Source organism: Streptomyces sp. 6-11-2, from assembly GCF_006540305.1.
In the GTDB taxonomy this organism is placed as follows: Bacteria; Actinomycetota; Actinomycetes; order Streptomycetales; family Streptomycetaceae; genus Streptomyces.
Genome location: NZ_BJOR01000001.1, coordinates 1351686 through 1364913, shown reverse-complemented (window position 1 = coordinate 1364913; position 13228 = coordinate 1351686). Strand labels below are relative to the sequence as shown.

Genomic DNA, 13228 nt, shown 5'->3' with positions numbered 1-13228 from the left:
ACCGGCTATGAATCAGCTCACTCGGCAGGCCCCGGCCCGTCGGAACGGGCAGATAGCGTGCGGAAGTTGAGAAAGGAGCTGTGCATCCGGCTGCGTCGCGCGCCGCTCCCGGAGTACCCTTCCTTGATCGTTGGGACGGGGAGTGCCCGGGGGAGCGGAAGGCGGTGCACGGGTGGGCTCGGGAGGCCTGGAGCTGCCCCCTGGTGACGAGGGTCACGAGGGGCACTCCGCAGACGTCCCGTCCGGTGCGGTGTCCCTCGCCCGGCCGATGGACGCGGGTGCCATCGGGCCGGAGCTGGACTGGGACGCGGGCGCCTGGCGAGAGGTGCGCACGCGCGCCCAGCGGGCCGGCCGCGCCTACATCTGGCTGAACCTCGTCGAACAGCGGCTGCGCGCCGTCGTGGCCGCCGTGCTGCGCCCCGTCTACGAGCCCGTCCACGGCGACGACTGGGTGGTGGCCGCCGCCGGACCGGCCGGTCAGGAGTGGGTGCAGCGGGCCGTCGCGGTACGCGAAGTCAGCCGCCGCAAGGGCTACTTGCTCGACCCGGCCGACGACAACGTGATCAGCTTCCTCACCCTGCCGCAGCTGCGTGAGCTGGTGGTGCAGCACTGGCCGTGCTTCGCGCCCTACATAGACGAGCGCCGGGACGTCGAACTCGCCCTGGACGAGCTGGAGGTGACCCGCAACGTCGTCTCCCGCAACCGGGCCCTGTCCGAGACGGTGCTCAGTCAGGCCGAGCGGGCCTCCGCGCGACTGCTCGACATCCTCGGCACCGGCGGTGACGTGCCCTCCGCCCGGCGGCTCCCGGTCGACGCGGTCGAGGACCTCGTCGGCGACCGGTACGCGGACGTGGTCGCGGTGCACCCCGACCGGGTGCGGCTGCTGCGCCAGTTCCCGGCCGAGGACATCTTCGGCGGCGCCCGCCGCCTGGACGTCATCGGCATCGGTCTGAACCTGCTCGTGCAGAACTTCTCCGGCCGCCGCCTGGTGCGGCTCGCCGAGTCCGGCTGCCGGGTGCGGCTGCTGTTCCTGAACCCGGCCTCCAGCGCGGTGAAGCGGCGCGAGCGCGAACTCGGGCTCAAGCGCGGGGAGCTGAGCCGCTCGGTGGAGATGAACATCCTCCACATGCGCCGGGTGCGCGGCCGGCTGCGCGACCCGGGCGCCTTCGAGATCCAGGTCTACGACGAGACTCCCCGCGTCACCGCCTACCTGATCGACGGCGACGGCTCCGACGGCATCGCGGTCGTGCAGTCCTATCTGCGGCGCAGCCGTGGCATGGAGGCCCCCGTCTTCGTCCTGCGGAACGGGAACAAGGTGGTCAAACCCGGCGAGATCGACGAGGGTGGGCTCTTCTCCGCCTATCGCGAAGAGTTCGAGCTGATGTGGGTGGATTCGCGCCCGGTGTCCTGAAACGCCCTCAGTCCCCGGGCGCAAAGCGGAACGTGGTCCTCGGATTGTCAGTGGCGCGTGCGATCGTGGAGGCCACTGGGGGAACGCACCACCGAGAAGGGGGGCCGCCATGGGCTGGCACCGGGAGCTGCTGATCGGCTTCGACCTGGAGACGACCGGGACGGATCCGCGCGAGGCGCGCATCGTCACCGGGGCCGTGATCGAGGTCAGGGGAGGGGAGCCGGCGGGTCGCCGGGAGTGGCTGGCGGATCCCGGCGTGGAGATCCCGGCGGATGCGGTGGCGGTGCACGGGATCAGCAACGAACGCGCGGCCGCCGAGGGCGAGCCGGCCGACCGGGTCGCGGAGGCCATCGCGGACGTCCTGACCGGTTACTGGAAGACGGGCGTGCCGGTCGTGGCGTACAACGCGGCCTTCGACCTGACCCTGCTCTCCGCCGAACTGCGCCGGTACGGACTGCCGTCCCTGAGCGACCGCCTGGGCGGAGCGGAGCCGGGCCCGGTCGTCGACCCGTACACCATCGACCGCTGGGCCGACCGCTACCGCCCGGGCAAGCGCACCCTGGAGGCGGTCTGTGCGGAGTACGGCGTCGTCCTGGACGCCGCCCACGACGCCTCGGCCGACGCCCTCGCGGCGGCCCGGCTGGCCGCCGCGATAGCCGGCCGCCACTCCAAGGTCGCGGCCCTCGGCCCGGCGGAGCTGCACCGCCGCCAGATCGAGTGGCACGCCGCCTGGGCGGCGGACTTCCAGGACTTCCTGCGCCGCAAGGGCGACCCGGACGCGGTGATCGACGGCGCATGGCCGTTGCGGCAACCGGCGGGCGAGACGATCTGAGCCCCGGGCGCCGGGGGCGCGGCCCGAGTGGCGGGCTTCGCCGTTCCGGTCACGCTCGTCGGGCCCGCGGGGCGGCTTCCGCTCGTCGCGGCGGGCCTGCCGGTCCGGCTGCCGGTCCGGTCACGGTTGCCGAGGGGTGCGGTCCGGGCGGCCGACCTGCCGGTTCGGCCGTGTTCGTCGGGCCCGCGGGGCGGCTCCGGTTCGGCGCGGTCGGCTTGCCTGGTCGGCCACGGTCGTCGTGCCCGCGGACGGGTTTCCGCTCGTCCCGCGCCGGCCGCTGCTGCCGCTTCGGCGACGGATCCCGAGCCGGGGAGGAAAGGTCAGAACGGGTACCAGCGCACGGTGGTGTCGCCGTCCCGCAGGGACGCCACCCGGCGCTCGAACTCGGCCAGTGCCTTGGGGTTGCTGGGGGCGTGCTGGGCGACCCAGGCGCAGCTGGCCGTCTCGCGGGCGCCGCGCAGCACCGGGCAGCCCTCCCACTCGCGTACGTCCCAGCCGTACGTCCCGGTGAAGGCGTCGTACGCCTCGGCGGGCAGGCCGTAGCGGTCCCGGGACAGGGCCATGACCACCAGATCGTGCTCGCGCAGGTCGGAGGAGAAGGTCTCCAGGTCGACCAGGACCGGCCCGTCCGGACCGATGTGCACATTGCGCGGCAGCGCGTCGCCGTGGATCGGGCCCGGCGGCAGCTGCGGGGTGAGCGCGGCGGCGGCCGCCGCGAAGCCGTCGCGGCGCTCCCGCAGATAGGCCGCGTCGGCCGGGTCGATCGAGTCGCCCGCGAGCCGCAGCCAGCGTTCCACTCCGCCGAGCAGTTCGCGGCGCGGCAGCTCGAAGCCGGGGGCGGGCAGGGCGTGGACCAGGCGCAGCAGTTCGGCGAGGTCCCGCGGCTCGGCGGGCCGCACCGGATCGGGCAGCCGGTGCCATACGGTCACCGGATGCCCCTCGGCGAGGATCGCCTCCGCGGCGGCGGCCCGCACCGCGGGGACACCGGCCTCGGCCAGCCACAGCGCGATCCGCAGCTCGCGCCGCGCCCGGTCCCACAGCTCGGCGTCCCGGCCCACCTTGACGACGAGGTCCCCGGCGGCGAACACCGCGTTCTCGCCCAGGGCGAGCAGCTGCGCGTCACGTGCCGGACCGGGCAACACCCCCGTCACGGCCAGTACCTCCCGAGCCCGCGCCTCGTCCATCGTCCGCCTCCGTGTCCTCGTCCGGGCCCCGGCAACCGCGCCGGAGCCCTGCCCTTTTCGCCGGGTCAGTGTCGCATCCGCACAGGTCGGGACCGGTGTCCGGTGTCCCGGACGGTGCGATCCGTCCGCAGGCGCCGAAACCGCGTTGCACGAGACGTATCGTCTCGCCTAGGGTCCGGGACATGCCCACTCGCACCCACATCGCCATGTTCTCCGTCGCCGCCCACGGACACGTGAACCCGAGCCTCGAAGTGATCCGGGAACTCGTCGCACGCGGACACCGGGTGACGTACGCCATCCCGCCCGTCTTCGCGGACAAGGTCGCCGAGACCGGCGCGGAGGTGAGGCCCTGGAACTCCACGCTGCCCTCGCCCGACGACGACCCCTCCGCCTGGGGAAGCACCCTGCTCGACAACGTCGAGCCGTTCCTGAACGACGCGATCCAGGCCCTGCCCCAGCTGATCGAGGCCTACCGGGGCGACGAGCCGGACCTCGTCCTGCACGACATCACCTCCTACCCGGCCCGCGTCCTCGCCCACCGCTGGGGCGTGCCCGCGATCTCCCTCTCGCCGAACCTCGTGGCCTGGGAGGGCTACGAGGAGGAGGTCGCCGAACCGCTGTGGGCCGAGCCCCGGAAGACCGAGCGGGGCCGTGCCTACTACGCCCGCTTCGAGGCGTGGCTCGCGGAGAACGGGATCACCCAGCACCCGGACCCGTTCGCCGGCCGCCCCGACCGCTCGATCGTCCTGATCCCCCGCGCGCTGCAACCCCATGCCGACCGGGTCGACGAGAAGGTCCACAGCTTCGTCGGCGCCTGCCAGGGCGACCGCTCGGCGCAGGGCGACTGGGAGCGGCCCGCCGGGGCCGAGAAGGTGGTGCTCGTCTCGCTCGGCTCCGCCTTCACCAAACAGCCCGCCTTCTACCGCGAGTGCGTCGAGGCCTTCGGCGAGCTGCCGGGCTGGCACACGGTGCTCCAGGTCGGCAAGCACGTGCGTCAGGACGAACTCGGCGTCGTTCCCGCGAACGTCGAAGTGCGGTCCTGGGTACCGCAGTTGGCGATCCTGCGCCAGGCCGACCTGTTCGTCACGCATGCCGGGGCCGGGGGCAGCCAGGAGGGCCTGGCCACCGGGACGCCGATGATCGCCGTACCGCAGGCCGTCGACCAGTTCGGCAACGCGGACATGCTCCAGGGCCTCGGCGTGGCCCGCCGCCTCGCCACGGAGGAGGCGACCGCCGAGACCCTGCGTGCCACCGCCCTCGCCCTCGTCGGCGACCCCGAGGTGGCGCGGCGGCTGAAGGACGTCCAGGCCGCCATGGCCCAGGAAGGAGGCACCCGGCGGGCGGCCGACCTCATCGAGGCCGAACTGCCCGCCGGGAGAAGGTGACACGCGCCGCCCGCTGAGGCTCACACTCCCAGTGGCTCGCCCTTGCTCGGAGCAGGAGGGGCGGGCTGGGCCGCGACCGCCTCCGGGGTCTCGTCGTGGGTGAGGTCCGGCAGGCGGTGCAGCCACTTGGGCAGGTACCAGTTGCGTTCGCCCAGCAGGGACATCACGGCGGGCAGCAGCACACCGCGGATGACCGTGGCGTCGATGAGCACCGCGGCCGCCAGGCCCACGCCCATCTGCTTCATGGACTGCATGGACAGCGTCCCGAAGATCGCGAACACGGCGACCATGATGACCGCGGCGCTGGTGACGACACCCGCCGTGGTGACCACACCGTGCTGGATGGCGTCCTTCGTGCTCCGGCCGCGCAGCCGCGCCTCACGGATCCGGGAGACCACGAAGACGTGGTAGTCCATCGACAGGCCGAACAGGATCACGAACAGGAACAGCGGCAGCCAGGTGACGATCGCGCCGACGCCGTGGGCGCCCACCAGGGACGCGCCCCAGCCGTGCTGGAAGACCGCGACGAGGATGCCGTAGGCGGCGCCCACGGACAGCAGGTTCAGCACGATCGAGGTGATCGCGACGGTCAGCGAGCGGAACGACAGCAGCATCAGCAGGAAGGCGAAGACCACGACGAAGACGAAGACCGGCACGACGGAGCCGACGAGCTGGGCGTTGAAGTCGTGCGAGCCGGCGACCTGGCCGGTGATCGGCGCCTGGAGGCCGTCGACCTTGCCCAGCGTGGCGGGCCGCACCTCGTCACGCAGCTTCTCCAGGCTCCTGCCCGCCTTGTCGAGGTCCGAGCCGCCGACCAGCGGGACGGAGACGAGGGCGACGTTCCGGTCCTCGTGCAGCCTGATGTCGACCGGGCCGCGCGAGGCGCCCGAGGCGATGGCCCGCTCCTTGAACGCGGTCAACGCCTGCCGCACCTCGGGGGCGTTGACGTTCTCGGCCTTCACGACCACCTGGGCGGGCTGGGAGCCGCCGGGGAAGGCCTCGTTGAGCCGCTTGTAGGTCTGCACGATGGGCAGCGAGTCGCCGAACTCCTGGTCCAGCGTGAGCTGCGAGGTCTTCATGCCCAGTGCCGGAGCCGCGACGGCGAGCAGCGCGCCCGCGGCCACCGCGGCCGACACCACGGGCCGGGCCAGCACACGCCGCAGCACGGCCGTCCAGAACCTGCTCTCCCCGTTGCCGCGCCGTCCGCGCCGCAGGAACGGCATACGCCCCTTCTCGACCCGCTCGCCCAGCAGCGACAGCAGCGCCGGCAGCACGGTCACCGAGCCCACCATGGCGACGGCCACCACCATCAGCGAGGCCAGGCCCATCGCCTCGAACTCGGCGACCCCGGTGAACAGCATGCCCGCCATCGCCACGCACACCGTGACGCCGGAGACGATGATCGCGCGCCCGCTGGTCGCGGCGGCGATGCGCAGCGCGGTCCCCGGATCCCGCCCGGCCTCCCGCTCCTCGCGCTCGCGGCGCAGGTAGAACAGGCAGTAGTCGACGCCGACCGCCATGCCGACCAGCAGCATCACGGAGTTGGCGGTGTCGCTCATCGGCTGAAGATGGCTGACGATGCCCATCAGGCCCATCGTCGCCATGATCGCGGTGATCGCCAGCGCCACCGGAAGCAGCGCGGCCACCAGCGCGCCGAAGGCGATCAGCAGAATGCCGAGGGCCACGGGCACGGCGGAGAACTCGGCCTGCTTGAAGTCGTCCCCGAAGGCGTCGGAGTACTGCTTCTGCATGCTGGCGCCGCCGATCTCCTCGATCCGCAGCGAGGAGTGGTCCTTCTGGACGTTCGCCACGGCCTGGAGCACCGGCTCCACCCGCTCGCCCGCGGTGTCCGCCTCGCCGCGCAGCGCGAACTGCACCAGCGCGCTGCGGCCGTCCCCGGAGATGGTCCTCGTGTCGTACGGCGAGGTCACGTCCGTGACCAGACCGGTTCCCTCGACGGCCGTGATCACGTCGCCGACGGCCGCCCGGAAGCCGGCGTCCGTGGCCTTGCCGGAGTCGTCCTTCGCCTGGATCAGGACGGTCTCGCTCGCCGGTTCCTTGATCCCCGCGTCCTCGATGATCTTCGCCGCGGTGTGTGTCTCGCCCTTGAGCTGGTCGCTCTCCTTGACGTCCAGCCGGCCGGCCGCCGAACCGAGCCCCATCGCCAGGACGACGAACAGCACCCAGACACCGACGGCAGCCCATCGATGCCGGGCGCTCCAGCCGCCGGCCCGCGCGGCGAGGCCCCGCACCCGTGTCTCTCCGTTGACCATGACGGGCTTGCCCCTTCGTGAAAGGCCCTGCGGACCTCGTGCGCGGCGACGGCCCCCTGCCGTCGCCCTCCGCATCGAAGGTAGGGGCGGGGGGATGCCCCGCTCGTCGTGCTGACCGGTGAAGTGCGCCCGCCGGGGCTCCTCCTGCCGGACCCCGCTTCCTCCGCACTGGGGAGTACGCCGACCCCCTACACCTATCCCGGCTTCTCGGGGGCGCGGATCAGGGTGCCCGTTCCGCCGACCGCTCTATCGTGGGCGGATGACGACGTACGCCGCGCTGCTGCGCGGAATCAACGTGGGCGCCAAGAAGGTCCCGATGGCCGAGCTGCGCACCCTGGTTGCGGAGCTCGGCCACACCCGCGTGCGCACACATCTCCAGAGCGGCCAGGCCGTCTTCGCCGCCGGTCACGGCGACGAGGAGTCGCTGGCCGCGGAGTTCACGGCGGCGCTGGAGAAGCGGTTCGGCTTCCCGGTGGACGTGATCGTGCGCGACCACGCCTATCTGCGGGCGGTCGCCGAGGCCTGCCCGTTCCCGGCCGCGGAACTGGAGGGCCGACAGCTGCACGTGACCTATTTCTCCGCGCCCGTCGAGGCGGAGCGCTACGCGGAGATCGACCGGGACGCGTACCTGCCCGAGGAGTTCCGCCTCGGCGACCGGGCCCTGTACCTGTACGCGCCGGACGGGCTCGGCCGTTCCAGGCTCGCCGAGCACCTGTCCAGAAAGCGGCTGAACAAGGGCCTGATCGCCACCAGCCGGAACTGGAACACGGTGCTCAAACTCGTCGAGCTGACCGCCCCGGACGCCTGACCCGGGCGGACGCGATCGACGCGATCGGGGCGGGCGCGCTCACCCGAGAGCGGCCAGCAGGGACAGCTCGGCGGCGCGGAGGGACACGCCGCCCGCGTCCAGGTTCTCCTCCAGGTGCGCGAGCGTGCCCGTGCCCGGTGTCGGGCAGAGCACGGGGGAGCGGTGCAGCAGCCACGCCAGGGCCACCTGCCCCGGTGTGGTGCCGTGCGCGGCGGCGACCCGGGCGCACTCCGGGTGCCCGGTCAACGTGCCGTTGCCCAGCGGGAACCACGGCAGGAACGCGATCCCGCGCTCCTCGCACAGCTCCAGCAGCGGCTCGGACGCGCGGTCGAGGAGGTTGTGGCGGTTCTGGACGGAGGCGATGGAGGTCGACTCCAGTGCCGCGGCGAGCTGTTCGGCGGAGACGGTGTCCAGGCCGATGTGGCGGATCTTGCCCTCCTTGCGCAACTCGTCGAGCGCGCCGAGCTGTTCGGCCATCGGCACGGAGGGATCGAGCCGGTGCAGCTGGTACAGGTCGATCCGCTCCAGCCGCAGCCGGCGCAGGCTCGCCTCGCACATCGCCCGCAGTGCCTCCGGCCGCCCGTCGACGTGCCAGGCGCTGTCGCTGGTGCGGACCACCCCGCCCTTGGTGGCGATCACCAGGTCCTCGGGGTAGGGGTGCAGGGCCTCGGCCACCAGTTCCTCGGCGACGCACGGCCCGTAGTTGTCCGCGGTGTCGATCAGGGTCACCCCGCGCTCGACCGCCCGCCGCAGCACGGCCACCGCGTCCCGGGCGTCGCCGCGCGGGCCCCAGTAGCCGGGCCCGGTGAGCTGCGCGGTGCCGTAGCCGAGGCGCCGCACGGGCAGGTCGCCGCCGAGCGTGAACATCTCCGGGATCACAGGGTCTCCTCGGTCGTCCGGTGAAGCGTACGGATGGCTGTGGGAGGCTCGTCCCATGCGCTACATCATCATCGGGGCAGGGGCGGTCGGCGGCGCCATCGGGGGGCGGCTGGCTCAGAGCGGGCGCGAGGTCGTGCTGGTCGCGCGCGGAGCGCACCTCGCGGCGCTGCGGGAGGGCGGGCTGCGGCTGACGGTGCCGGAGGGCGAGCTGACGTACCGGCTGCCCGCCGTGGACGGGCCCGAGGCGCTCGGCGAACTGCGCGCCGACGACGTGCTCGTGCTTGCCGTCAAGACACAGGACACCGAGGCGGCGCTGGCGGTCTGGGGCCCGGCGCCGGTCGCGGGCGGCGGCACGGCCGAGCGGACGCTGCCGCTGCTGTGCGCGCAGAACGGGGTGGAGGGACAGCGGCTCGCCCTGCGCCGCTTCCGGCACGTGTACGGCGTCTGCGTCTGGCTGCCCGCGACCCACGTCGAACCCGGTGCCGTCTCGGCCGCCGGCACCCCGCTCACCGGCCTGCTGCACCTGGGCCGCTACCCGCGCGGCACCGACGACACCCTGCGGCGTGTCTCCGCCGACCTGGAGTCGGCGCGCTTCGAGGCGCCGGTCGTGCCGGACGTGAGCCGCTGGCAGTACGCCAAGCTGCTCGGCAACCTCGCCAACGCGATCGAGGCGGTCAGCGGCCCGCTGGACAACGAGGAGACGCGGGCCCTGTACGCGAGGGTGCGCGCCGAGGGCGAGGCGGTGCTCGCCGCCGCCGGCATCCCGTGGGCGAGCGCCGAGGAGCAGCAGAAAGTCCGCGGCGACAAGATCACCCTGGTGCCGCTGCCCGGCGCCCCGCGCGGCGGCGGCTCCTCCTGGCAGTCCCTCGTGCGCGGTACCGGCTCCATCGAGGCAGACCACCTCAACGGGGAGATCGTGCTCCTGGGCCGGTTGCACGGCGTACCGGCACCGCTGAACGAACTGCTCCAGCACCTGGCCGGCACCTTCGCGCGAGAGCGCCGGGCGCCCGGCTCGCTGCCGCCGGCGGAACTGGTGCGGCTGGCGGACGCGGTGGATCCGGCGGACCGAGGGGGGTGGGCGGGCCGGACGGACGCGCTGGACCCGGTGGACCCGGCGGGCCAGGTGGCCCACGAAAAGACCTCCTGATTGGACCGCGATCCTGTGCCAATCGCGCACTAGCGTCGACGGCATGACCCCTGACTCGCCGACCCGCGTCGACTTCTTCTTCGACCCCGCCTGCCCCTTCGCCTGGATCACCTCCCGCTGGCTGCTGGAGGTGGAACGCGAGCGTCCGCTCGACCTCGGGTTCCGCGTCATGAGCCTGTACCTGCACAACACCGGCAACGAACTGCCCGACTGGTACCGGGAACTGGTCGACAAGTCGATCGGCCCGGTGCGCGTCGCGGTGGCCGCCGCCGAGCGGCACGGCGAGAAGGCGCTGCGGGACCTGTACACCGCGTTCGGCGTCCGCATCCACGAGCGCGGGGAGGAGGACTTCGACTCCGTGGTCGCGGCGTCCCTGGCCGAACTCGGACTCGACCAGGACCTCGCGGCGGCCGCCCACGACCCGTCCTACGACGAGGCGGTACGGCGCAGTCACGAGGCAGGCGCCGAGCCGGACACGGGCGTGTATGTGGGCACGCCCACCATTCATGTGGACGGAACGGTGTGGTTCGGCCCGGTGCTGCGGGCCATCCCGCGCGGGGCCGAGGCGGCCGAACTGTTCGACGCCTTCCGGGTCCTGGCGACCCGGCCGGACTTTTTCGAGCTCAAGCGGACCCGCACCGGATCACTCCGCTTCGACTGAGCCGCGACCGACCGGGCCGTGCACCGGACGCGCATCCCTCGGCGCACGGCTTGGGCTGGAAGATCCACATTCGGATCCCCGCCCGTCGTACGGCAGTGACACTTGCGCACCGCCGCACGCTGAACTGAACGACACCACCGCTCGCCGATCAACGGCGGCCGGTGGTCGGACCGTCCGCGGACCGGCACCACGGGGGAGTGCCGGGCCGCGGCCGGAACGGGCGCCCGCCCGTCAGGCTCCCAGGGCCGCGGACAGCGGCAGCCGGGCGGCGTCGTAGCGCTCCAGCAGGACCCGGGCCACCTCCGGCGCCGGGCCGAGCACCCCGGCCAGCACGTCGGCCCCGGCCTCGGCCGCGCCCCGAGCGATGCGGTCCGGCAGGAAACCCGGTGCCAGCACGTACGGCGCGACCGCGACCTCGGCGCAGCCCATCTCCCGCAGTTCCCGCACCGCGTCCTCGGTGCGGGGCAGGGATGCGGAGGCGAACGCAGGCCGCACGGCGCACCAGCCGGTGTGCCGCCACTCCCGCGCGATTTCTGCGATCACTGCGATCGCCTCCGGGTCGGAGGACCCCGCCGAGGCCAGCACGACCCCGGTCGAGGACTTGTCGGCGGGGTCGAGACCCGCCTCGTACAGACGGCGTTCCAGGGCGTCCGTCAGCAGCGGTGAGGGGCCGAGGACCTCCGCCTGCCGGATCCGCAGCCGCGACGGCGCCCGGCGCAGCACCGAGGGGATGTCCGCCTTGGCGTGGAAGGCGCGGGTCAGCAGCAGCGGCAGCGCCACGACGTCCCGCATCCCGTCGGCCGCCAGGGACTCCAGCACGCCCGGCACGGACGGAATGGTGAAGTCCAGGAAGGCCGTCTCCACGCGCAGCCCGGGGCGCAGCGCCCGGACCCGGCGGACCAGGGCGTGCACGGTCGCGGCATGGCGCGGATCGCGGCTGCCGTGGGCGACGACGAGGAGAACAGGCTGGGAGATCACGGGCGTTCAGCTCTTCACGAGAAGACCGCGGCTGCGCAGCACCCACCGCTCCAGCGGACTGAAGATCAGCAGGTCGATGGCGATGCCGACGAACAGGATCAGGATGATGGCCTCGAACACCATGGCCATGGAGCTGGCGTTGCGGCCGTTCTCCAGCAGCGCGCCCAGGCCGATGCCCAGGTCCGGCGAGGAGGCGATGATCTCCGCCGCCATCAGCGAGCGCCAGGAGAACGCCCAGCCCTGCTTCAGACCGGCCAGATAGCCCGGCAGCGCGGCCGGCAGGACGATGTGCCAGGCGCCCCGGACACCCGTCGCGCCCATCGTGCGGCCCGCCCGCAGGAACAGCGGTGGCACCTGGTCGATGCCGGACACCAGGCCGTTGGCGATGGATGGGACCGCGCCGAGCAGGATCACCGCGTACATCATCGAGTTGTCCAGGCCCAGCCAGATCACCGCCGGCGGCACCCACGCCACCGACGGCAGCGACTGGAGACCGGACAGGATCGGGCCGATGGCCGCCCGCACGAACTTCACCCGGGCCACCAGCAGGCCCAGCGGGGTGCCGATCGCCAGCGCGAACAGGAAGCCCAGCAGACCGCGCGAGACGGACGTCCAGATGAAGCCGAGCAGCTTGCCATGCAACCAGGCGTCCTTGAACTCGGCGCCCACGTCCGCGGGAGAGGGCAGCCTGCTTGGGTCGTCGACCACCTTGAGGGAGATCAGCGCCTGCCAGGCCACCAGGACCACCGCGATCGCCACGACCGGTGGCAGGACCTTGTTGACCAGGGTCTGGCGCAGCGGCGTACGGCCGGCCGCCGTGGTCTCCAGGGCGTCGAGACCGGCCTCCACGTCGGCCAGTTCGCCGCCCCGCGCCGTCTTCGTCTCAGTGCTGGCCATGTCGGCGGATCTCCCCACGCAGGACTTCGGTGATCTCCAGGGACAGTTCCGCCACGGGCGCGTCCTCGATGCGGCGCGGCTGCGGAATGTCCACCGTCCACTCGCGGGCCACCCGGCCCGGACGGGAGGACAGCAGCACCACGCGCTGGGCCAGCCGCACCGCCTCGCGCACGTTGTGCGTGACGAACAGCACCGACACCCCGGTCTGCTGCCAGATCCGGGTCAGCTCGTCGTGCAGGACGTCCCGCGTGATGGCGTCCAGCGCCGCGAACGGCTCGTCCATCAGCAGCAGGTTGCTCTCCTGGGCCAGCGCCCGGGCCATCGCCACGCGCTGGCGCATCCCGCCGGACAGTTCGTGGACGCGCTTGCCGTACGCGCCCTTCAGCCGGACGAGTTCGAGCAGCTCCTCGGCCCGGCCGCGCCGCTCCGGCTTCGCCACCCCCCGCAGCCTGAGGGCGAGTTCGATGTTCTTGCCTGCGGTCAGCCAGGGGAAGAGGGCGTGCTCCTGGAACATCAGGGCGGGGCGGCCGTCCGTCGTGATGGACCCGGCGGTCGGCCGGTCCAGCCCCGCCACCAGGTTCAGCAGGGTGGACTTGCCGCAGCCCGAGGCCCCCAGGAGGGTGACGAACTCGCCCGGAGCGACATCGAGGCTGATGCCGTCCAGGACGAGCTGCTGCCCGCCCGGTGCCGCGAAGGACTTCGAGACGTTCTCGAGGCGGGCCGCGTGCTCTACGGTCTCGGCGGCCCTGGCAAGGGTCGTGGCCATGGTCGTC

General features: G+C 72.9%; 11 protein-coding genes and 1 pseudogene. 6 read left to right on the top strand and 6 right to left on the bottom strand.

Annotated elements, in window-relative coordinates:
- Positions 1 to 172 precede the first annotated feature (172 nt).
- Complete coding sequence (locus tag TNCT6_RS05535) at positions 173 to 1411, top strand: SAV2148 family HEPN domain-containing protein (protein WP_141357150.1); 1239 nt, start codon at positions 173 to 175, stop codon at positions 1409 to 1411.
- Positions 1412 to 1520: 109 nt separating this feature from the next.
- The gene (locus TNCT6_RS05530) at positions 1521 to 2243 is read left to right on the top strand and encodes a 3'-5' exonuclease (RefSeq protein WP_141357148.1); all 723 of its coding nucleotides are present in this window, start codon (positions 1521 to 1523) and stop codon (positions 2241 to 2243) included.
- Positions 2244 to 2563: 320 nt separating this feature from the next.
- On the opposite strand, the gene TNCT6_RS05525 is transcribed toward TNCT6_RS05530, so the two are convergent.
- Positions 2564 to 3427, bottom strand: a complete 864-nt coding sequence (locus TNCT6_RS05525) for a phosphotransferase enzyme family protein (RefSeq protein WP_141357146.1) — start codon at positions 3425 to 3427, stop codon at positions 2564 to 2566.
- Positions 3428 to 3572: 145 nt separating this feature from the next.
- On the opposite strand from TNCT6_RS05525, the pseudogene mgt reads away from it, so the two are divergent.
- Positions 3573 to 4812, top strand: a pseudogene (gene mgt, locus TNCT6_RS05520) (macrolide-inactivating glycosyltransferase).
- A gap of 20 nt (positions 4813 to 4832) precedes the next feature.
- Here the strand turns inward: mgt and TNCT6_RS05515 are convergent.
- Positions 4833 to 7085 (bottom strand): MMPL family transporter, encoded by a 2253-nt coding sequence (locus TNCT6_RS05515; protein WP_141357144.1) that lies wholly within the window; start codon positions 7083 to 7085, stop codon positions 4833 to 4835.
- 259 nt (positions 7086 to 7344) lie between these two features.
- On the opposite strand from TNCT6_RS05515, the gene TNCT6_RS05510 reads away from it, so the two are divergent.
- The gene (locus TNCT6_RS05510; protein ID WP_141357142.1) at positions 7345 to 7893 is read left to right on the top strand and encodes a DUF1697 domain-containing protein; all 549 of its coding nucleotides are present in this window, start codon (positions 7345 to 7347) and stop codon (positions 7891 to 7893) included.
- A gap of 39 nt (positions 7894 to 7932) precedes the next feature.
- On the opposite strand, the gene TNCT6_RS05505 is transcribed toward TNCT6_RS05510, so the two are convergent.
- Complete coding sequence (locus tag TNCT6_RS05505) at positions 7933 to 8760, bottom strand: aldo/keto reductase (protein ID WP_141366130.1); 828 nt, start codon at positions 8758 to 8760, stop codon at positions 7933 to 7935.
- A 67-nt stretch (positions 8761 to 8827) separates the two neighbouring features.
- On the opposite strand from TNCT6_RS05505, the gene TNCT6_RS05500 reads away from it, so the two are divergent.
- Positions 8828 to 9919 carry a ketopantoate reductase family protein gene (locus TNCT6_RS05500; RefSeq protein WP_141357140.1) on the top strand — a complete coding sequence of 364 codons (1092 nt, stop codon included), beginning with the start codon at positions 8828 to 8830 and terminating at the stop codon, positions 9917 to 9919.
- A 43-nt stretch (positions 9920 to 9962) separates the two neighbouring features.
- Positions 9963 to 10580, top strand: a complete 618-nt coding sequence (locus tag TNCT6_RS05495) for a DsbA family protein (protein WP_141357138.1) — start codon at positions 9963 to 9965, stop codon at positions 10578 to 10580.
- A gap of 231 nt (positions 10581 to 10811) precedes the next feature.
- Here the strand turns inward: TNCT6_RS05495 and TNCT6_RS05490 are convergent, their stop codons facing one another.
- From TNCT6_RS05490 to TNCT6_RS05480, 3 genes are read right to left on the bottom strand one after another with little or no spacing between them, the layout of a single operon-like run.
- Positions 10812 to 11555 carry a sirohydrochlorin chelatase gene (locus tag TNCT6_RS05490; RefSeq protein WP_141366127.1) on the bottom strand — a complete coding sequence of 248 codons (744 nt, stop codon included), beginning with the start codon at positions 11553 to 11555 and terminating at the stop codon, positions 10812 to 10814.
- A gap of 9 nt (positions 11556 to 11564) precedes the next feature.
- The gene (locus tag TNCT6_RS05485; protein ID WP_141357136.1) at positions 11565 to 12455 is read right to left on the bottom strand and encodes an ABC transporter permease; all 891 of its coding nucleotides are present in this window, start codon (positions 12453 to 12455) and stop codon (positions 11565 to 11567) included.
- A complete protein-coding gene (locus TNCT6_RS05480) occupies positions 12442 to 13221 on the bottom strand; it encodes an ABC transporter ATP-binding protein (protein WP_141357134.1) in 780 nt (259 codons plus the stop codon). Before TNCT6_RS05480 ends, TNCT6_RS05485 begins: the two co-directional genes overlap by 14 nt.
- Between the last annotated feature and the right edge of the window lie 7 nt (positions 13222 to 13228).

Bases quoted from the DNA above. Each gene is read 5' to 3' on its own strand.
- TNCT6_RS05530 (WP_141357148.1), top strand. From the start codon at position 1,521: ATGGGCTGGCACCGGGAGCTGCTGATCGGCTTCGACCTGGAGACGACC.
- TNCT6_RS05525 (WP_141357146.1), bottom strand. From the start codon at position 3,427: ATGGACGAGGCGCGGGCTCGGGAGGTACTGGCCGTGACGGGGGTGTTG.
- TNCT6_RS05515 (WP_141357144.1), bottom strand. From the start codon at position 7,085: ATGGTCAACGGAGAGACACGGGTGCGGGGCCTCGCCGCGCGGGCCGGC.
- TNCT6_RS05510 (WP_141357142.1), top strand. From the start codon at position 7,345: ATGACGACGTACGCCGCGCTGCTGCGCGGAATCAACGTGGGCGCCAAG.
- TNCT6_RS05505 (WP_141366130.1), bottom strand. From the start codon at position 8,760: ATGTTCACGCTCGGCGGCGACCTGCCCGTGCGGCGCCTCGGCTACGGC.
- TNCT6_RS05500 (WP_141357140.1), top strand. From the start codon at position 8,828: ATGCGCTACATCATCATCGGGGCAGGGGCGGTCGGCGGCGCCATCGGG.
- TNCT6_RS05495 (WP_141357138.1), top strand. From the start codon at position 9,963: ATGACCCCTGACTCGCCGACCCGCGTCGACTTCTTCTTCGACCCCGCC.
- TNCT6_RS05485 (WP_141357136.1), bottom strand. From the start codon at position 12,455: ATGGCCAGCACTGAGACGAAGACGGCGCGGGGCGGCGAACTGGCCGAC.
- TNCT6_RS05480 (WP_141357134.1), bottom strand. From the start codon at position 13,221: ATGGCCACGACCCTTGCCAGGGCCGCCGAGACCGTAGAGCACGCGGCC.